Here is an 18,790-nt window from a genome sequence, read left to right as displayed (position 1 = left end):
GCAATCCTGTGGTACTGCTTCCCAAAAGACGTTGGTTCGAATGCCTCGAGCCACCGCTAAGCTGATCCCTCGAGCGACCTGCACGCGGTCGCTGGCGGGCGGCGTGAGGTTCGCGGGTTGTGAGGAGTGATTCGGCGTGAGTTGGACCTTCAGCCCGGACGAGTTCGCCCATATCTGGCGCGAGACCGAATTGGATCGTCACCCGTATCCGCTGCGCATCCTGGAGACGCCGCGCACCGAGACCGACGCCGACAAGTTGCGCGCACAGCTGAACGAGCGGCTACCACCGCGCAGCGATCCCGACCTATCGGCGTGCCTGCGGATCATGGCGAATCCGCAGACCCGGATCGTGGCGATCGGCGGCGGACATGGTCCAGGCACCGAGATCCGGATGCTGGCCTGCGCCATCTACGACCGCGCCGTACTCGCCGTGCAGGAGCCCGGATCCGGCCCGGATTTCGGTGGGCGCGTGCGCCTTTCGATCGGCCTCAGTGCCAAGCTCGGTGCTCGGATCGCGGCGTTGCTGCCCGCAGTCCCGGCCGGTCACGAACCGCCGCGGGCCGCCTCTGCCGAGGCGATCCGCGACGAAGAGGTCGTTGTCGTCGCGCAGCGTTCGGTGCCATCGATCCGGCGGCTGCTGCTGAAGCCGCACACCGCCGAGGGACATATCCGGATCGAGGGTCGACTGGACCATCCGAGTCCGCAGCCGCCGATCCACTACACCTGGATCGACGTCAAGGGCGACGGACGCTATCTGATCAAGGCGGGCGATACCGTGCACATCGTGCCCGCCTCGGCCGAACAGCTCGCGACGCAGCTGCAGAAACGCATTCCCGCGCAGGCCCGATAAACCGTCACCGACCGGAACAATTTCAACCGGACGCATAGCCAACGGTTAGTCTGAGGCGGACCGACCGATCCCCGGGGGTGTGCATGACGATCGAGAGCAGCCGAGCCGATATTGCCCGCTTCAAACAGGAGGCACAGGCGGGCACCGTCAAATTCGATCCGGACGCGGCGCGGCGTTGCGCCGAAATGTACGACCACCAGGCCGACCGGCTCAGCTATCTACGACAGCGCCTCGAATCCGCCGGTGAGCTGGCCGGATTCGGCGGATTCATCTCCGCACAGCAGTTGCAGGCCGGATTTGCACACAAGGCCCGCGACGCCGCCACGCTGCTCGACCACTACATCGAGGCCGCCTACCGGATGAAGGAGGCGTTCCTGATCAGCGGCGGGCTGTTCGAGGAGGCCGACGCCGCGAATGCCGCCGCGCTGCGGGCGATCGAATCGCGGGTGCCGCGATGAACGTCGCATCGCCCAACGAATCCGTCGGAGGTGGGTCAGATGACGGGGAATAGCGCATCGTGCAACGAATCCGTCGACGGTCGCGGTCAGGCGACAGCGAATACCGCATCGCCCAACGAATCCGTCGACGGTCGCGGTCAGGCGACAGCGAATACCGCATCGCCCAACGAATCCGTCGGAGGTGGGTCAGATGACGGGGAATAGCGCATCGCGCAACGATTCCGTCGGGGGTGGCGGTCGGGCGACGGGTGGGAATGATCCCGACTACATCAGCTCGATGGAGCACTTCGAGTCGATGAAGCACGAGGAGATCTACGCCAAGACCCAGCAGATCGATGCGGCCCAGATCCTCAATGCCTCGGTCACCTGGCTGGAAGTTGCTGGGACGCTTGCCAGTTCGTTCCCGCTGACTCGGGCAAGCTCGGATCGGGTGATGAATACGATGGCCTGGGAGGGCGCGGCGGCCGAGGCCGCCTATGCCAGCGCCCGCAGCTACGCCGATTCGGTCGATGAACTCGCCGCGATCATGGGCCAGGTCGGCACCCGTCTCGGCGCCGTGGCCGCAGCCGCCGAGGCCGTGAAGATAGCCGTTGTGCCACCGGGCAATTCGGGCCCGATCGGCACCATCGCGCGCCTGCTCGAGGCCGTCAATGTGATCAATGCGCAGATGGCGGATGAGGCGCTGCGCCAAGAGGCCGTCCTCGCCATGAACATGATCTACAAACCGGCCTACCAAATGGCAGGCACCGCAATCCCCGCCCTGCCCGCCCCACCCGCGCTCCCCGGCACACCGGGCCCGGCACCATCGGTACCCCGGCACTCGCAGCCGTACGCCGTGCCCGACGATCAAGCCCCCGCACCGACACCACAGCCAACCCCACCCGGCAGACAGATCCCCGAACCGACACCGTCGACACCGGAATCCCAACCGCCACAACCCACCCCGGCGCCCACCCCATCCACACCGGAATCGGAAGCGCCACATCCGACTCCGGCCCCCAGCACCCCGGCGCCAACCACGCCGACACCGGAATCGCCAGCACCACAACCGACTCCGGCACCAACCACGCCACAGCCCACCCCAGCCCCACAGCCGACACCACCCACGCCGGAATCCCAAGCACCACAACCCACCCCGGCACCGACGACCCCCCAGCCAGCTCCGTCCCCCGAGCCGACACCAATCCCCGCACCGCAAACCTCAACGCCGGAACCAGCACCCCCGCAGGCTCCTCCGCAGCCGAGCCCGGACCCGACGCCACCGCCGACAACCCAGCACACACCGCCCCCAACACCTGAACCGCAAACCCCCACACCGCCAACCCAGCAGGCACCCCCGCCGACACCGGCGCCACAACCGCCAGCCCCGGTTCCCGGCCCAACCGGCCCCACCGCACCGCTCCCCGACCCAGGCGGCCAACCCGGCATCACCGGCCCCATCCCCGAAGACTCCGGCCAGTCCCAACCCCCATCCACCACCAATCAACCCGGCGTCATCCCAACCCCCGACGCCACCCGCTAACCCAGCCTCACACTGATCCCGTGGCGGACCGGTCGGCTGTCGAATCGGTATGCGCGAGAACTCCGCCCGACGCCACAGGCGTCGACGCCTGCTACAGGGTGCCGAGCAGGGACCCCAGGGCGGCGAGAGTTTCCTCGATATCGGTGCCAGGGTCGGGGTGGTGGACCCGGTAGAGGTCGATGTGGTCGACCCCGAGGCGGCGCAGATGCTTCGACGGCGGCGACCAGCCAGCGGCGGGAGCTACCACGCTGATCGGCGCCAGGCCCATCGGACCGTTGAACTTGGTCGCGAGGACAACGTCGTCACGGCGGCCACACAACGCCTTTCCGACGATGTCCTCGGACTCGACCTCGCCCCGTACATGTCGGCGGTGTCGATGATGTTGATCCCGGCGTCGAGCGCCCGGTGGACGATCCGCATGCACTCCTCGTGGTCGGGTTGCCGAAACGGCCGAACTTCATGGTGCCCAAGACCTACGGCCTGACCTGGATGCCGGTGCGGCCGAGTGTGCATGGTCTCTGTGTAGTGCTGGCAACAGGCGGCGCGCCGGGATAACGGAGCACCCGAAACCACCTGTGCTGCTGGGTATCCGGATTTCGCGCGAGGGACACCCGGGGTGCGACCGGATCGGCCACACCCCGGTGGAATGGCGTCAGACCTGGGCGTACTCGGCTGTGACATCGAGGATCCAGGTGATGCCGAAGCGATCGCGCAGCATCCCGAACCCGGGCGCCCACTGCGCCGGGCCGAATTCCTCGATGACGCTTGCCCCGTCCGCGAGGCGTTCCCACAGCGCGCCGACCTCCTCGACGGTGTCGCCGCGGACGGAGAGGAAGAACGGTTCCGTGGTGCGAGTGGTGCCGTTCTCGCGGCGGGTGGTGGGCGCGCCCTGGGCGCCCGGTGCGTCCGCACCGGGCACGTCGTAGGCCATGACCCGGAACCCGTTGTCGGCAATGACCTGGCCGAACACCACCTTGGTTGCGTCGGGCAACTCGGCGGGCATCCCGAAGTCGCCGTAGGTGGCGATGGTGGTCTGCCCGCCGAACACCGACTGGTAGAACTCCAGGGCCGCACGGGCCTGACCGTGGAAGTTCAAGTGGGCGACAGCGTTTACCGACATGGTGATCGGGTCCCTTCGGAGGTGATTTCGCCGCCGGAGGGTTCCGGCGACAACGCCACCCTGTCAGCAGTACCGGTCAGAGAACGTCCGCTATTTATGGCAGCCTGGTCACCATGCCGACCGCTTCTTCGAAGGTGACCTCCCGCCGCCTGCTCTCGCTGCTGTCGTTGCTGCAGGTCCGTCGTGACTGGCCGGGAGTACTGCTCGCCCAGCGGCTGGCGGTGAGCGAACGCACGGTTCGCCGCGACGTCGATCGGCTGCGCGAGCTCGGTTACCCCGTCCAGGCGGTCAAGGGACCCGAGGGTGGTTATCGGCTCGAGGCGGGCAGCGAGCTGCCCCCACTGCTGTTCGACGACGAACAGGCGGTCGCGCTCGCGGTGGCGTTGCGGATCGCGGTCGGGACGGGAGCGGGTATCGAAGAGGCCGCCGCACGCGCTTTGGCGACTGTGCGGCAAGTCCTGCCGTCCCGCCTGCGGCAGCGCGTCGACGCCCTCGATGTGACCGCGGTCGAATCGGCCGGACGCGGCGCCGATCCCCAGGTCGACACCGCCGTTCTGCTCGCGCTGAGCGCCGCCGTCCGGTCCGCAGAGGAGGTGCGGTTCGACTACCGGTCGGCGGCAGGGCCGCAGGATCCCGGGTTGCGGCCGGCGCGTCGGGTGCAGCCGCACCACCTCGTGGTCCGGGGTGGACGCTGGTACCTGATCGGATGGGATCCCGAGCGGCAGGATTGGCGGATTTATCGGGCCGATCGGATGGCGCTGCGCGTCCCCAACGGGCCGCGCTTCACCCCCCGCCAACTGCCAGGCGGCGACGTCGCCGCATTCCTGTCCGCCCGGTTCAAAGGCTCCGACAGCGCGAACATCTGGCTCTGTCGCGGTGAGGTGGTCCTCGACCTCCCCGCCGCACAGGTGGCCCCGTTCGCCGGCGACGGAATCGTCGAGGAACTCGGCCCCGCCCGCACCAGACTGCTGACCGGTTCCTGGTCCTGGGCCGCACTCGCCGCGACGCTGGCGCGTTTCGACACCGAGATCGAGGTCATCGGCCCGGACTCACTGCGTGCCGCCTTCGCCGCTCTGTCCCGGCGCGCCGCACGGGCCGCACGCCCGGGGTCATAAGCGAGTTCGAAGCATCGGGCGAGCTCGCGCGGCGACAGCCTCAGGTAGTCGGCAAGAATTCGTAGAATTTAGAGTGCTGGCAAGGATCGTGTCACCTGGTACATGAGCGGCGATCCCGCTAGGACGGGCCCGTTCCAAGCTCGCGGGGCAGCGCCGCACGCCCGGCGATCCCGCTAGGACAGGCCCGTTCCAAGCTCGCGGGGCAGCGCCGCACGCCCGGCGATCCCGCTAGGACAGGCCCGTTCCAAGCTCGCGGGGCAGCGCCGCACGCCCGCATGGGTGGCCGCCGTATCGGCCAGCAGTATCCGACTGCAAAGCTTCCGCCCCGGCAAGTGCTCTGGACACCGAGCACGCACTCCCTGGGGCGATCCCGGTGTGCGGTCAGACCTTGACCAGGTCGTCGGCGTGAATTACCGGGCGCTGCATAGTATCCGGGAGTTCGGTCGTGGAGCGGCCGAGCATGCCGGACAGTTCGGCGCTGTCGTATTCGACGACACCGCGGGCGACGATGCGGTTGTCGGGGGCGATGAGGTCGACCACATCGCCGCCATGGAAGCGGCCGCGGACGCCGGTGATGCCAGCGGCCAGCAGGGAGCGGCGGCGGTGGGCAACGGCTTGGACGGCGCCCTCGTCGATCAGTATGGCGCCGCGGCTGTCGGCGGCGTGGCGGACCCAGAATTTGCGGGCGGAGAGGCGAACCGGGCGCGCGGCGAAGGCGGTGCCGACGGTGCCCGCGCCCAGCGCGATATCGGCCGCGGTGGCGGCCGCGAGCAGGACGGGTACGCCCGCGTCGGCGGCCAGGCGGGCCGCGGAGAGTTTCGAGGCCATGCCGCCGGTGCCGAGCGCACCGCCGCTACCCGCGATGACGCCGTCGAGGTCGGCGCTGCTGCGGACCTCGGGGATGAACTTCGCGGCGCCCTTGCGCGGGTCGCCGTCGTAGAGGCCCTCGACATCGGAGAGCAGCACCAGCGCATCGGCACCGACCAGGTGCGCGACCAGCGCGGCGAGCCGGTCATTGTCCCCGAAGCGGATCTCTTCCGTTGCGACAGTATCGTTTTCGTTCACCACGGCGACCGCGCCGAGCGAGCGCAGCCGATCCAGGGTGCGCTGCGCATTGCGATGGTGTTCGCGCCGGGAGAAGTCGTCGGCGCTCAACAGCACCTGGCCGACCGTGCGCCCGTATCGCGCGAACGAGGTGCCCCAGGCATGCGCCAATGCCAACTGGCCGACACTCGCCGCGGCCTGTTTGGTGGCCAGATCCCTTGGGCGGCTTGTCAATCCGAGCGGAGCGATACCGGCACCGATGGCACCGGAGGAAACCACGACCACATCGGATCCGGCCCGCATCCGTGCCTCCACCGCATCGGCGAGCCGATCCAGTCGCGCCGTATCCAGCCCACCCTTCAAACTGGTCAGCGCCGATGACCCGATCTTCACCACCACACTGCGCGCCGCCGCGATCGCCGTCCTGGCCTCACTCAGACCGGACTGCGCCATCGCCTCCGCGATCCCCGAACTCACCTGCATCGCAACAGAACTCCCTGTACCGCAACAGAACCCATCGTATCGATCGATTCAACCGTGCCGGTCCTAGCGCCCGACTCAACCGACCCCGGTGCACTGGCCGGGCTGACCGCCCGCGCCATACCAGCTGATTCAACCGAACTGGCCGTGTCCATCGATCCAGCCGAACTCGACGCCGCGCTGAACTTCCGGAGCAACACCGCACCGTGTCGGCCACTACTGAATTCCGATACCCGCCGATGGGCCGGACCGAGCAACGCCGTGTCAGACTTCGGCGCACACCACAAGCCCACGGCGTCCACGCTATTCCTCGTCGTCCTTGACCAGACCACGCCGTACCCGCGAGGCGTGCTTGCGTTCGGCCGCACTGATCCGGTCGTTCTGCTCCAGGCGGATATCGGTGCCGCGGCCAGTGGGCACCATATCGATACCCGCAGAGATCTGCGGCTCCCATTCAAAGGTGACGTCACCGATGGTGACCGGGGCTCCCGGCTCGGCGCCCTGTTTCACCAGTTCCTCTTCCACGCCGAGGCGGGCCAGGCGGTCGGCGAGGTAGCCGACGGCCTCGTCATTGTCGAACTGGGTCTGGCGCACCCAGCGCTCCGGTTGCGGACCGCGCACGATGAAGCCGCCGGGCTCCTCCGGATCGGCGATCACGCTGAAACCGGTCTCGTGCACCGCGATCGGGCGGATCACCGGACGCTTCGGCGCGGCCTTCGGATGCGCCGCGCGATACTGCTCGACCATATCGGCGAGTGCGAATGTCAAGGGGCGCAGACCAGCTCGGCTCACCGCCGAGATCTCGAAGACCGGCCAGCCACGGGCGGTGAATTCGGCAGTGACCATCTCCGCCAGTTCGGCGGCATCGGGCACATCCACCTTGTTCAGGATCACCACGCGCGGCCGATCGGCCAGATCACCGAGCCCGGTATCGGCATCCAATGCCGGTTTGTAGGCCGCGAGTTCGGCCTCGAGCGCATCGACATCGGAGACCGGATCGCGTCCCGGCTCCAATGTCGCGCAGTCGACGACATGCGCGAGTACCGCACAGCGCTCGAGATGCCGCAGGAAGTCCAGGCCGAGCCCGCGCCCCTCGCTCGCACCGGGAATCAGACCGGGCACATCGGCGATGGTGAAGGTGGTCTCACCGCTGGAAACCACACCGAGATTGGGCACCAGCGTGGTGAACGGGTAGTCCGCGATCTTCGGTTTGGCCGCCGAGAGCACCGACACCAGCGAGGACTTACCCGCCGACGGGTATCCGACCAGGCCGACATCGGCCACGGATTTCAGCTCGAGGACGAGATCGCCCTCCTCACCGTCCTCACCGAGCAGCGCGAAACCGGGGGCCTTACGCGCCTTGGAGGCCAGCGCGGCATTGCCGAGCCCGCCACGTCCGCCGCGCGCCACGATGAACTTATTGCCCGCGCCGACCAGGTCGACGAGCACCTTGCCGTCGTCATCGAGCACCACGGTGCCGTCGGGCACCTTCAACAGCAGATCGGTGCCCTGCTTACCGTCGCGGTTACTGCCCTCACCCGGCTTGCCATTGCTCGCCTTGGCGTGCGGATGGAAGTGGAAATCCAGCAGGGTGTGCACATTCGGGTCGACCTCGAGCACCACATCCCCGCCGCGTCCGCCATTGCCGCCATCGGGACCGCCGAGCGGCATGAACTTCTCCCGGCGCACGGAGGCGCAGCCATGACCACCCTTGCCCGCACGCACGTGCAATACAACACGGTCGATGAATTTGGACATGTCCGAATCATCCTCCTCGGTGGTGGCCGTAGCGATTGCTTGCAGGTCGCTCGAAAACCTGTGTTAAGGGAACGCGGTCTTTAGAGAACGCGAAAAGCGGGCCAGGGAATGCACCCTGACCCGCTCAGCTGTTTCCGGAGTGGCTTAAGGCGCTCAGGCCTCGACCGGCTCCTGGACGACGATGTTCACGGTCTTGCGGCCACGCTTGGTGCCGAATTCGACCTTGCCCGCGGCCAGGGCGAACAGGGTGTCGTCGCCGCCACGGCCGACGAGCACGCCGGGGTGGAAGTGCGTGCCGCGCTGGCGAACCAGGATCTCGCCCGCCGAAACGGACTGGCCACCGAAACGCTTGACGCCGAGTCGCTGGGCATTCGAGTCGCGACCGTTGCGCGAGCTGGATGCACCCTTCTTATGTGCCATTTCTGAACTCCTGTGAAGTAATTCGAGAAAGCGCGGAGGCTTACTTGATGCCGGTGACCTTGAGGACCGTCAGCGGCTGACGGTGACCCTGACGCTTGTGGTAGCCGGTCTTGTTCTTGAACTTGTGGATGCGGATCTTCGGGCCCTTGGTGTGCTCGACGACCTCAGCGGCCACGGAGACCTTGGCCAGCTTGTCCGCATCGGTGGTCAGCTCGGCGCCGTTCACCACGAGAACCGGGGCCAGCGCCACGGACGAACCCGGCGCACCCTCGATCTTCTCGACCTTCACCAGGTCACCGACCGCGACCTTGTACTGCTTTCCGCCGGTCTTGACGATCGCGTACGTTGCCATCGGTCGGCTGCCCTTCTTCCTGTCATGCGCGCGGCTCGTGCTCGTGCTCGCGCGGCTGTGTGCTCCCGCCCGGATGACTCCGCTTGGAAACCACAGCACTCTGGTCTGGTAGTCACCGCCGCCTCAGCAACCTGATGGCTCTCGGCTTCGAGCCGAGTCACGAACACAGCGCAGATGAGCGCTGTCGCCGGGCAGCGACTGTCCAAGATTACAGGACGGATACCACGCCGACCAAACCGGTGCCCCGCACCAGGTCACGGTCCCGCCGCCGGTCGGACTCGGCCGTCCAACGCGGGAACCCCCGTCGCGAAGTGCGGCGGGGGTCCCGAGTTCGGATCCGATCGTGGCGATCAGTTCGCGTCGTCCACCGGCGGTCCGGCGGGACGACCGACGGCCCGGCGGCGCGGCTTGCGCGTCGGCACCACGCCCGGCATATCCGCCGTGTAATCCACCACGGGCGTTGCGGACGTCTGATCAGCCGTCGGCAACACGAACACCGCGCCCGCAGTGTCCGCGGCCGGTGCGGCGGCCGAACGCGCCACACGGCGTCTGCGGCTGGCCGAACGGGGCGCCACTGGTTCCGGCGCACCGTTGGCCGAGACGGCTGATGCCGCGGGTGCCTCGGATGTGACAGCCTGCTCAGCCGCGGGCTCGGTGACCGCAACGGGTGCCGCTGCCTCGGACTTCGCAGCGGCCTCGACGACCGGCTCAGCGGAGACGACCTCCTCGGGCGCGGGCTGGACGGCTTCCTCCACCACCGCTTCAGCGACTTCCTCGGCTACCGCTTCCGCAGCGGCCTCGGCCACCGCCGCAACGGCTTCGTCGACCACGACTTCCTCGACCATGCCCGCAGCCGAGGCGGCTTCGGCAATGGCTTCGATCGCAGCTGCTTCGGCCGCGACAGCCTCGGCTTCAGCCGCAACAGCTTCGGCCGCTTCGGTCGCGACAGCTTCGGCCGCAGCCGCGGCGACCTCACGCTGTCCTTCGGGCTCCTCGCCGTGCGCGGCATCCTCGGACTGATGTGCCGCCATTGCCAGCGCGACCGGATGCGCCCGCTTGACCGCGATCTCCGACTCGTCCGCCTCCGCGACATGTCCGGTGCCATTGCTGGCAGCGGCAGGCGCACTGGCCGCCGCGCTCTTGTCCCGGCCACGACGCCGCCGCGATCCGGTCTCCCGGCCGCCACGCGCGACATCCTCGGTCGCGGTGAGCTCGACCGGATATGTGTGCACGATGATGCCCCGACCGTGGCAATGCTCACAGGTCGACGAGAACGCTTCGACCAGGCCGGTGCCCAGCTTCTTGCGGGTCATCTGGACCAGCCCCAGCGAGGTCACCTCGGAGACCTGATGCCGGGTGCGGTCGCGCCCCAACGCCTCGGTCAGCCGCCGCAGCACCAGATCCCGGTTCGACTCCAGCACCATATCGATGAAGTCGACGACGATCATGCCGCCGATATCGCGCAATCGCATCTGGCGCACGATCTCCTCGGCCGCCTCCAGATTGTTGCGGGTGACCGTCTCTTCCAGGTTGCTGCCGCCCGCACCGGTGAACTTGCCGGTATTGACGTCGATGACCGTCATCGCCTCGGTCCGGTCGATCACCAGGGTGCCGCCCGAGGGCAGCCACACCTTGCGATCTAGCGCCTTGGCGAGCTGTTCGTCGATCCGGTAGGTCTCGAATACGTCGACACCGTTGTTCTCGTGCCGGGAGACCCGGGCGAGCATGTCGGGCGCGACCGTGCGGATGTAGTTCTCGACGGTGCTCCAGGACCGCTCACCCTCGATGACCAGCCTGGAGAAGTCCTCGTTGAACAGATCACGGATGACCTTGACCAACAGGTCCGGCTCTTCGTACAGCGTCTTGGGTGAGCCGCTGTCCTTGGCCTCGGAGGCCTTCTCGATGGTGCGCCATGTCGCCTGTAGCCGCTCCACGTCGCGGGCCAGTTCGGCCTCGCTGACGCCCTCCGATGCGGTGCGGATGATCACACCGGCGTCGGCGGGCACGATATCGCGCAGGATCTCCTTGAGCCGCTTGCGCTCGGTATCGGGCAGCTTGCGGCTGATGCCGGTGGACGAACCACCCGGGACGTACACCAGGAAGCGTCCGGCCAGGCTGATCTGAGTGGTCAGGCGCGCACCCTTGTGCCCAACCGGATCCTTGCTCACCTGGACCAGCACCTGATCGCCCGGCTTGAGCGCCTGCTCGATCTTGCGCTCCTTGCCGCCGAGACCGGCGGCCTCCCAGTTCACCTCACCGGCGTAGAGCACACCGTTGCGGCCGCGGCCGATATCGACGAATGCGGCCTCCATCGAGGGCAGCACGTTCTGCACCTTGCCGAGGTAGACATTGCCGACCATCGACGCGGAGCCGGTATTGGTCACGAAGTGCTCGACCAGGATGTTGTCCTCGAGCACCGCGACCTGGGTGGCGGTCGGATGATCGGGGAAGGTCTTCTCGCGCACCACCATCACCCGGTCCACCGCCTCGCGGCGGGCCAGGAACTCCGACTCGGTCAGGATCGGCGGGCGGCGGCGACCGGCCTCGCGACCGTCGCGCCGACGCTGCCGCTTGGCCTCGAGCCGGGTGGAGCCGGTAATGCCCTGCACCTCGTCGACCGTGGCGCGAGTGCGGCTCTTGTTGCGCGGCTCGCGCTCGTGCACCACGGTGTTGGGCGGATCGTCCTCGGAGACGGCCTCGGCCTCGGCACCCTCACCGGCCACCTTGCGGCGACGGCGGCGACGGCGGCGACGGCTCGAGCCCTCCGGCAGACCGGATTCCTCGTCCTCGCCCTCGGTGTCCTCGGCGGTTTCGGTGGGCTCGGCCTCGGTCTTGCGCGCGGCGGGCTGCTCGTCCTCGGTGGTCTCCTCGGCGACGTCGCTCTCGTCACCTTCGGTATCGGATTCGCTGTGCTGTTCACCACGACCACGACCACGGCCGCGACGGCCACGCCGACGACGACGCGGCTGGTCCTCCGCATCGCCCTGCTGTTCGGTCGGTTCCTGTTCTTCCTCGGTGGTCTCGACCTCGTCCTCGACCACCGGCTCCTCGACCCGGCGGGTCTCCCGCTCGGCCCGCCGCTGTTTACGCGCCGCTTCGGCCGCCGCGGCGTCCGGCGGCAGGAACAGCGGCGCGGAGACCGCGGCGGCGGCCTCGAAGACGACCGGCGTCGCGACGTGCGGCTCCTGCGGAACCGAATGGGTGAACAGCTGCATCGACGGCTGGTGCGCCGCGGGCTGCTCCCCCGATGGCAGTGATCCGGACTGATCGATCACCTGGTCCGGTGCGGAAAAGATGAGGCCGGGCTCGTCGGGAGCTGGCTGTTGGTCCGGCGCGACCTCGGCATCCTGTGACACCTCGGCGTCCGGCTCGGTGGTGACGAGCGCCTCGCGGACCGATTCCGCTACCGCTCGATCGACGTTCGACTGCGCACTACGCGCATCGGCACCCAACTCGGCGAGCTTGGCCAGGATGCGTTTGCTGGTTACCCCCAGCCGCTTGGCAAGCGCGTGAACTCGGATTCGCTCCGGCAATTGTTCGGCATCCTGTGATGTTGTTTCCAGCGGCTCTTGATCGGCCACGAAGTCTCCTCGGGTCCCCGGGCGCGTCCCTCCTGGCAGGAGTGACGCGGCCGACGCGGGGGCACTGTCCGTTCACCTCACGCGGTTGGCGCAAGGTCAAGTGGTCTCGCCCCGCATGCCCGGTTAACACCATGTTTTGTTCGTCGGTCGGGCTAACTGGTCACGCGGCGCCTGGCTATTGGCTGAACTCCACGGCGCGAGCGCTCATCCAGCGTGCCGACGCGAACCTCCGGCCCTAGCAACAGGCCAGTTGTTCGTGGCAGCGATGATCGGCATCGAACCGCAGTGTCATCCGGTTACCGTCCGGCACCGATCGTTCGCGTACCTGCGCGAACAGTCGGCATCGTCAGTAACCAATGCCAGTATCCCACACAGTGCGGCGACGTCTTGCCATCGCCGCACGACTACACCTCGCTGCGCTCGGCTCCGGCCCGCGGCGATGCCGCCCGGCCCTCGGTTCGCGCAGCTCACGCCGTAGCCCTGGATCAGGCCGGGAACTCCGGGAACCAGAGCGCGATTTCCCGCTTGGCCGATTCCGGCGAATCCGATCCGTGCACCAGGTTCTCCTGGGTCTCCAGCGCGAAGTCACCGCGAATGCTGCCGGGGACGGCCTTCTCGACCGGATCGGTGCCACCGGCGATCTGACGGAACGCGGCAATGGCGCGCGGGCCCTCCAGGATGGCCGCGACGACCGGGCCGGAGGTGATGAACTCGATCAAAGAACCGAAGAACGGCTTCTCGGCGTGCTCGGCGTAGTGGCCACGCGCCACTTCCTCGGATACCTGCTTCAGCTCGAGGGCGGCGATCTTCAGCCCCTTGCGCTCGATCCGGGCCAGCACCTCACCGACGAGGCCACGGGCCACACCGTCCGGCTTGATGAGTACCAACGTCTGCTCAGTCACGGCGCACAGCCTAATAGGCGGTACCCCGGGTTACCGAACCGGAGCTATGAAGAGCCTTCGATGCGCTGGCTGGGGAGCAGGCCGAGTTCCATTCGGCGCTTGACATCGGCGCGTAGGACCAGGATGAAACCCCACACCACGGCGAAGAAGACGCCCATGACGCCGATGGACAGATGGACGAAGACGCCGAGGATCAACAGCACCTGCAGGGCCAGGTTGAACGGGATGGCCCACGGGCGGCGCTGCAGTCCGGCGCCGAGGATCATCACCAGGGCCAGGACCACGAGATAGCTGCCCGAGAACCAGCCGACTCCCCCGCCGACGGATGCGACGACGGGCAGTGCCAGCAGCACCGTGATCGCCTCCAGGATCAAGGTGCCCGCCATGACACCGCGCAGTCCCTTCCACGGATCGGTGGCGGGCGGTGGGACCTGCGGTGCGCCGTCGGTCCCTTCGGGCTCGGCGGCGTCGCCGGATGTCTCGGTCACGCTGTCTCCTTCTCGGCATTCGCGGGCCCCACGTTCCCACCCATGCTGCCGCATCCGGACCCGGGCCCAACGCTCACGCTGTGTTCATTGCGGCGTTCGCGGGCCCCCGCGTGGTTACGCGCGCTGCCTCCTCCGGGCCTGACGCTCATGCTGTGCTCACTGCGGCATTCGCGGGACCCTCCGTGGTTACGCACCCTGCCTCCTCCGGGCCTGACGCTCATGCCGGGCTCTTCCCGAACAAGGCGCGGGCCGCCCCCGCCGTGACCACCGATCCGGTCACCACAACCCCCGCGCCCGAGACCATTTCGCCCGTATCGCCGACCTCCTCGGCGATGGCGATGGCCGTTTCCAGCGCGTCGGGCAAGGTCTCGGCGGTGACCACCCGCTCATCGCCGAAGCGCTGTACGGCGAGGTCGGCCAGGCGCTCGACATCCATGGCGCGCGGCGAACCATTGTTGGTGACCACGATCTCGTCCAGCACCGGCTCCAGCGCCTCCAGAATGCCCGCCGCATCCTTGTCACCGAGCACGGCGACGACGCCCACCAGCTTGCGGAAGTCGAATTCCGCGGTCAGCGTCGCGGCCAACGCCTGCGCGCCCGCCGGATTGTGGGCGGCGTCGATGAAGATGGTCGGGGCGTTTCGCATGCGTTCCATCCGGCCCGGACTGGTGACGCTGGCGAAACCCGCGCGGACCGCGGTGATATCGAGCTGCCGCTCGGCGCCCGCACCGAAGAACGCCTCCACCGCCGCCAGCGCGAGCACCGCATTGCGCGCCTGGTGCTCACCGTGCAGCGGCAGGAAGATCTCGTCGTAGACGCCACCGAGGCCCTGCAATTCCAGCTGCTGGCCGCCGACCGCGATCTGGCGGGCCAGCACCCGGAACTCCGAACCCTCGCGCGCCACCGCGGCATCGACCTCGACGGCCCGGCGCAGCAGCACCTCCATGGCCTCCGGCGCCTGTTCGGCGATGATGGCGACGGTATCGCGCGGAATCAGGTTCTCCGGCGCACGTTTGATGATTCCGGCCTTCTCCGCCGCGATCGAGGCGAGATCGTCGCCGAGGTAGTCGGTGTGGTCCAGGCCGATCGGTGTGATCACCGCGACCTGTCCGTCGATGACATTGGTCGCGTCCCAGCGGCCGCCCATCCCCGTCTCGACGACGGCCACATCCACCGGCGCCTCCGCGAAGGCGGCATAGGCCATGCCGGTGAGCACCTCGAACTTGCTCATGGCCGGACCGTCGGCGGCCGCGGACTGCTTATCGATCATCTCGATATACGGCAGCAGTTCGCGGTAGGTCTCGACGTACTTGGCCGGGGTGATCGGCACGTTGTCGATGCTGATCCGCTCGGTGGCCAACTGCAGATGCGGGCTGGTGATCCGGCCGGTGCGCCGGTGCAGCGCGGTGAACAGCGCATCGATCATGCGGGTCACCGAGGTCTTGCCATTGGTGCCCGCGATGTGGATGGCCGGATAGCTCTGCTGCGGCGAGCCGAGCAGATCCATCAGCGCGGCGATGCGGGTCAGCGATGGCTCGATCTTGGTCTCCGGCCAGCGTTGGTCCAATTCCGCCTCGACCAATGCCATTTCGGCCAGATCCACCGGGGACGGCCCGGAGCCGAGCCGCGCCTTGGGATGCTCGTCGTCCGCGTACTGCGGCTCCGGTTCGTCGTTCATTTGCCGCTCAGTTCCGCGAGCCGGGCACCGATGCGGGCCACCTCGGCCTCGGCGACATCGCGACGTCCCTTGATCTTGTCGACCACCTGATCCGGCGCCTTGGCCAGGAAGGCCTCGTTGCCGAGTTTGGCCGTAGTGGTTGCCAATTCCTTCTCGGCCGCGGCGAGATCCTTCTCCAGGCGGCGGCGTTCGGCGTCCAGGTCGACCGCGCCGGAGGTGTCGAGTTCCACCGTCACCGTGGCCGCGCTCAGCCGGACCTCGAGCGAGGCGGTCGCCGCGAAATCGGTGCCGGGTTCGGTCAGTCGGGCCAGGTTGGTCACCGAATCGTGCAGTTCGGTGAGGCCGGCGGCATCGAGACCGATCAGCTTGGCCGCCACCTTCTGCTTATCGGCCAGCCCCTGGTCGCTACGGAAGCGGCGGATCTCGGTGATCAACCGCTGTCCATCCGAAACCCGTTGCGCGGCAGCCGCATCCGCGGCCACACCGGTGGCCGCGGGCCACGCGGCGATGACAACCGATTCACCGCCGGTCAGTGCCCGCCACAGCGATTCGGTGACGAACGGGACAACCGGGTGCAACAGCCGCAGCACCGAATCGAGCACATTGCCGAGCACGATGCTGGTCGATTCGGCCCGCGCACCGTCGGCCGCGAACTGCACCTTGGTCAGCTCCAGGTACCAGTCGCACAGTTCATCCCAGGCGAAGTGGTACAGCGCCTCGCAGGCCTTACCGAACTCGTAGGCGTCGAATGCCGAATCCACCTCGGCGCGAACCTGTTCGAGCCGGTCGACGATCCAGCGATCGGCATCGGTGAGCTCGGCGCGATCGGGCAGCACGCCCGGCTTCGCACCGTTCATGAGCGCGAACTTGGTGGCGTTGAACAGCTTTGTCACGAAGCTGCGCGAGGCGAGTGCGTGCGATTCGCCGACCGAGAGGTCGCCGCCGGGCTGCGCGCCGCGCGCCAGGGTGAAGCGCAGCGCGTCCGCGCCGTAGGCGTTGATCCAGTCCAGCGGGTCGATGCCGTTGCCACGCGACTTCGACATCTTCTTACCGTACTGATCGCGAATCAGGCCGTGCAGGAACACATCCTTGAACGGCACCTGCTTCGCGCCGCCCTTGCCCGCGGTGAGCACGTGATCGTCGGAGACGAAGGTGCCGAACATCATCATCCGGGCCACCCAGAAGAACAGAATGTCGTAGCCGGTGACGAGAACGCTTGTGGGATAGAACTTCTGGAGTTCCTCGGTGGAGTCCGGCCAGCCCATGGTGGAAAACGGCCACAGGCCGGAGGAGAACCAGGTGTCGAGCACGTCCGGGTCCTGCACCCAGCCCTCGGGCGCGGTCTCATCCGGACCGACGCAGACGACCTCGCCCTCGGGGCCGTACCAGATCGGGATGCGGTGGCCCCACCACAGCTGCCGGGAGATGCACCAGTCGTGCATATTGTCGACCCATTCGAACCAGCGCGGCTCCTGGCTGGTCGGGTGGATCACGGTGTCGCCATTGCGAACCGCGTCACCGGCCGCCTTGGCCAGCGATTCCACCTTGACCCACCACTGCATCGAAAGCCGCGGCTCGATCGCCTCACCGCTGCGCTCGGAATGTCCGACGCTGTGCAGGTAGGGCCGTTTCTCGGCGGCGATCCGGCCTTCGCTGGCGAGCCGCTCGCGCACCTTGACCCGCGCCTCGAACCGGTCCAGACCATCGAATTCGGTTCCGGTGCCGGTGATCCGGCCGCGCTCGTCCATGATGTTCGGCATGGGCAGGTTGTGCCGCAGGCCCATCTCGAAGTCGTTGGGGTCGTGCGCGGGGGTGATCTTCACCGCGCCGGTGCCGAATTCGGGATCGACGTAATCGTCGGCGATGATCGGGATCTGACGTCCGGTGATCGGATGCTCGAGGGTGGTGCCGATCAGATCCTTATAGCGCGGATCCTCCGGATGCACCGCGACCGCGGTATCGCCGAGCATGGTCTCCACCCGGGTGGTGGCCACGATCACATGCGGCTCATCATCTTCGAGCGAGCCATAGCGCAGCGAGACCAGCTCGCCTTCGACATCCTCGAACTTGACCTCGATATCGGAGATGGCGGTGCGCAGTTCCGGCGACCAGTTGACCAGGCGCTCGGCGCGGTAGATCAGGCCAGCGTCATAGAGCCGCTTGAAGATGGTCTGCACGGCGCGCGAGAGCCCGTCGTCCATGGTGAAGCGGTCACGGCTCCAGTCGACGCCGTCGCCGAGCGCGCGCATCTGCCACTGGATCTGTCCGCCGGATTCGCGCTTCCAGTCCCAGACCTTCTCGATGAACAGTTCGCGGCCGAAGTCTTCCTTGGTCTTGCCGTCCACCGCGAGCTGCTTTTCCACAATGGTCTGGGTGGCGATGCCCGCGTGGTCCATACCGGGCAGCCACAGCACCTCGTAGCCCTGCATGCGCTTGCGGCGCGAGAGGGTGTCCATCAGCGTGTGGTCGAGCGCGTGGCCCATGTGCAGGCTGCCGGTGACGTTCGGTGGCGGCAGCACGATGGAGTAACCGGGCTTGGCACTGGCGGCGTCGGCGGCGAAGTAGCCCGCCGCTACCCAGCGCTCGTACATCTCGGCCTCCACCTCGCTGGGGTTCCAGCTCTTGGGGAGGGCATCGGCACGATTACGCGGGTTGTCAGAGGCTGCGCTGGTCACCCCGGCATTCTAGTGGTGGTGCTCGCTGAGCTCCTAAAAGGGCCAGCGCACAGAAAAAGGCGGAGTCTTCGGTGGATGAGGGACACCGAACACTCCGCCTACACCTGGAGAGCTTACCGCCCAAAACGGCTCGAGCTCCGAATCCACAAGTAATTCTCAGCTTCATCGCGGCTTCCATCCTCGGCGCCGCGGCTGTCGCCTCGCGCCGGTTCGAGGTCGCCATTGAATGCGCAGGCAGCGGCCCTACGGCGTGGCGAACACCGCGCGCCGAGACCGAGCCTCGCCCGCCCTGCTCCGCTCAGGAAATACACAGCGAGAATCAGGGTTTTCCCGGTTGTCGGGGCGGC

Annotated in this window: 16 protein-coding genes; 4 read left to right on the top strand and 12 right to left on the bottom strand. The window is 67.7% G+C overall.

All coding sequences use genetic code 11. From position 1 onward, the window contains the following. The first annotated feature begins 136 nt into the window (after positions 1-136). The 3 genes from ABZ293_RS23935 to ABZ293_RS23925 all read left to right on the top strand — a co-directional run bounded on the left by ABZ293_RS23935 (position 137) and on the right by ABZ293_RS23925 (position 2,830). Positions 137-850, top strand: a complete 714-nt coding sequence (locus ABZ293_RS23935; RefSeq protein WP_355183947.1) for an ESX secretion-associated protein EspG — start codon at positions 137-139, stop codon at positions 848-850. A gap of 83 nt (positions 851-933) precedes the next feature. After that, on the top strand, positions 934-1,308 hold the full coding sequence (locus ABZ293_RS23930) for a hypothetical protein (protein WP_355183945.1): 375 nt from the start codon (positions 934-936) through the stop codon (positions 1,306-1,308). 190 nt (positions 1,309-1,498) lie between these two features. Then, the gene (locus ABZ293_RS23925; RefSeq protein ID WP_355183943.1) at positions 1,499-2,830 is read left to right on the top strand and encodes a hypothetical protein; all 1,332 of its coding nucleotides are present in this window, start codon (positions 1,499-1,501) and stop codon (positions 2,828-2,830) included. A 91-nt stretch (positions 2,831-2,921) separates the two neighbouring features. On the opposite strand, the gene ABZ293_RS23920 is transcribed toward ABZ293_RS23925, so the two are convergent. From ABZ293_RS23920 to ABZ293_RS23910, 3 genes are all read right to left on the bottom strand, one after another. After that, the gene (locus ABZ293_RS23920; protein WP_355183941.1) at positions 2,922-3,149 is read right to left on the bottom strand and encodes an aldo/keto reductase; all 228 of its coding nucleotides are present in this window, start codon (positions 3,147-3,149) and stop codon (positions 2,922-2,924) included. After that, positions 3,071-3,250, bottom strand: coding sequence for an aldo/keto reductase (locus tag ABZ293_RS23915; RefSeq protein ID WP_355183939.1), 180 nt, complete (start codon positions 3,248-3,250; stop codon positions 3,071-3,073). The genes ABZ293_RS23920 and ABZ293_RS23915 overlap by 79 nt, the downstream gene beginning before the upstream one ends. Before the next feature lie 232 nt (positions 3,251-3,482). After that, positions 3,483-3,950 (bottom strand): VOC family protein, encoded by a 468-nt coding sequence (locus ABZ293_RS23910; protein ID WP_355183938.1) that lies wholly within the window; start codon positions 3,948-3,950, stop codon positions 3,483-3,485. Positions 3,951-4,063: 113 nt separating this feature from the next. Here ABZ293_RS23910 and ABZ293_RS23905 point away from each other — a divergent pair, with 113 nt between their 5' ends. Continuing rightward, positions 4,064-5,065 (top strand): WYL domain-containing protein, encoded by a 1,002-nt coding sequence (locus ABZ293_RS23905; RefSeq protein ID WP_355183936.1) that lies wholly within the window; start codon positions 4,064-4,066, stop codon positions 5,063-5,065. 381 nt (positions 5,066-5,446) lie between these two features. Here ABZ293_RS23905 and proB read toward each other — a convergent pair whose 3' ends face one another. From proB to ABZ293_RS23860, 9 genes are all read right to left on the bottom strand, one after another. Then, positions 5,447-6,547 carry a glutamate 5-kinase gene (gene proB, locus ABZ293_RS23900; protein WP_355184148.1) on the bottom strand — a complete coding sequence of 367 codons (1,101 nt, stop codon included), beginning with the start codon at positions 6,545-6,547 and terminating at the stop codon, positions 5,447-5,449. 345 nt (positions 6,548-6,892) lie between these two features. Then, positions 6,893-8,347 carry a GTPase ObgE gene (gene obgE, locus ABZ293_RS23895; RefSeq protein ID WP_355183934.1) on the bottom strand — a complete coding sequence of 485 codons (1,455 nt, stop codon included), beginning with the start codon at positions 8,345-8,347 and terminating at the stop codon, positions 6,893-6,895. Between the two features lie 153 nt (positions 8,348-8,500). Further along, positions 8,501-8,767, bottom strand: a complete 267-nt coding sequence (gene rpmA, locus ABZ293_RS23890; RefSeq protein ID WP_354959450.1) for a 50S ribosomal protein L27 — start codon at positions 8,765-8,767, stop codon at positions 8,501-8,503. Positions 8,768-8,807: 40 nt separating this feature from the next. After that, positions 8,808-9,119: a 50S ribosomal protein L21 gene (gene rplU, locus ABZ293_RS23885; protein WP_040687720.1), complete on the bottom strand. Its 312-nt coding sequence runs from the start codon at positions 9,117-9,119 to the stop codon at positions 8,808-8,810. Positions 9,120-9,469: 350 nt separating this feature from the next. Next, positions 9,470-12,700 (bottom strand): translation initiation factor IF-2 N-terminal domain-containing protein, encoded by a 3,231-nt coding sequence (locus tag ABZ293_RS23880; RefSeq protein ID WP_355183932.1) that lies wholly within the window; start codon positions 12,698-12,700, stop codon positions 9,470-9,472. A gap of 485 nt (positions 12,701-13,185) precedes the next feature. After that, positions 13,186-13,602, bottom strand: coding sequence for a nucleoside-diphosphate kinase (gene ndk, locus ABZ293_RS23875; protein WP_228002254.1), 417 nt, complete (start codon positions 13,600-13,602; stop codon positions 13,186-13,188). Positions 13,603-13,646: 44 nt separating this feature from the next. Continuing rightward, positions 13,647-13,988: a DUF4233 domain-containing protein gene (locus ABZ293_RS23870; RefSeq protein WP_354960127.1), complete on the bottom strand. Its 342-nt coding sequence runs from the start codon at positions 13,986-13,988 to the stop codon at positions 13,647-13,649. A gap of 319 nt (positions 13,989-14,307) precedes the next feature. Continuing rightward, positions 14,308-15,678 carry a folylpolyglutamate synthase/dihydrofolate synthase family protein gene (locus ABZ293_RS23865; protein WP_355184146.1) on the bottom strand — a complete coding sequence of 457 codons (1,371 nt, stop codon included), beginning with the start codon at positions 15,676-15,678 and terminating at the stop codon, positions 14,308-14,310. 86 nt (positions 15,679-15,764) lie between these two features. Further along, positions 15,765-18,443: a valine--tRNA ligase gene (locus ABZ293_RS23860; protein WP_355183930.1), complete on the bottom strand. Its 2,679-nt coding sequence runs from the start codon at positions 18,441-18,443 to the stop codon at positions 15,765-15,767. Between the last annotated feature and the right edge of the window lie 347 nt (positions 18,444-18,790).

Source organism: Nocardia sp. NPDC005998 (assembly GCF_040614395.1).
Classification (GTDB): Bacteria; Actinomycetota; Actinomycetes; order Mycobacteriales; family Mycobacteriaceae; genus Nocardia.
Note: the sequence above shows the minus strand (reverse complement) of the source record. Positions and strands in the feature narration are given on the sequence as shown.

Bases quoted from the DNA above. Each gene is read 5' to 3' on its own strand.
- ABZ293_RS23930 (WP_355183945.1), top strand. From the start codon at position 934: ATGACGATCGAGAGCAGCCGAGCCGATATTGCCCGCTTCAAACAGGAG.
- ABZ293_RS23925 (WP_355183943.1), top strand. From the start codon at position 1,499: ATGACGGGGAATAGCGCATCGCGCAACGATTCCGTCGGGGGTGGCGGT.
- ABZ293_RS23915 (WP_355183939.1), bottom strand. From the start codon at position 3,250: ATGCGGATCGTCCACCGGGCGCTCGACGCCGGGATCAACATCATCGAC.
- ABZ293_RS23910 (WP_355183938.1), bottom strand. From the start codon at position 3,950: ATGTCGGTAAACGCTGTCGCCCACTTGAACTTCCACGGTCAGGCCCGT.
- ABZ293_RS23905 (WP_355183936.1), top strand. From the start codon at position 4,064: ATGCCGACCGCTTCTTCGAAGGTGACCTCCCGCCGCCTGCTCTCGCTG.
- obgE (WP_355183934.1), bottom strand. From the start codon at position 8,347: ATGTCCAAATTCATCGACCGTGTTGTATTGCACGTGCGTGCGGGCAAG.
- rpmA (WP_354959450.1), bottom strand. From the start codon at position 8,767: ATGGCACATAAGAAGGGTGCATCCAGCTCGCGCAACGGTCGCGACTCG.
- rplU (WP_040687720.1), bottom strand. From the start codon at position 9,119: ATGGCAACGTACGCGATCGTCAAGACCGGCGGAAAGCAGTACAAGGTC.
- ABZ293_RS23870 (WP_354960127.1), bottom strand. From the start codon at position 13,988: ATGGCGGGCACCTTGATCCTGGAGGCGATCACGGTGCTGCTGGCACTG.
- ABZ293_RS23865 (WP_355184146.1), bottom strand. From the start codon at position 15,678: ATGGCATTGGTCGAGGCGGAATTGGACCAACGCTGGCCGGAGACCAAG.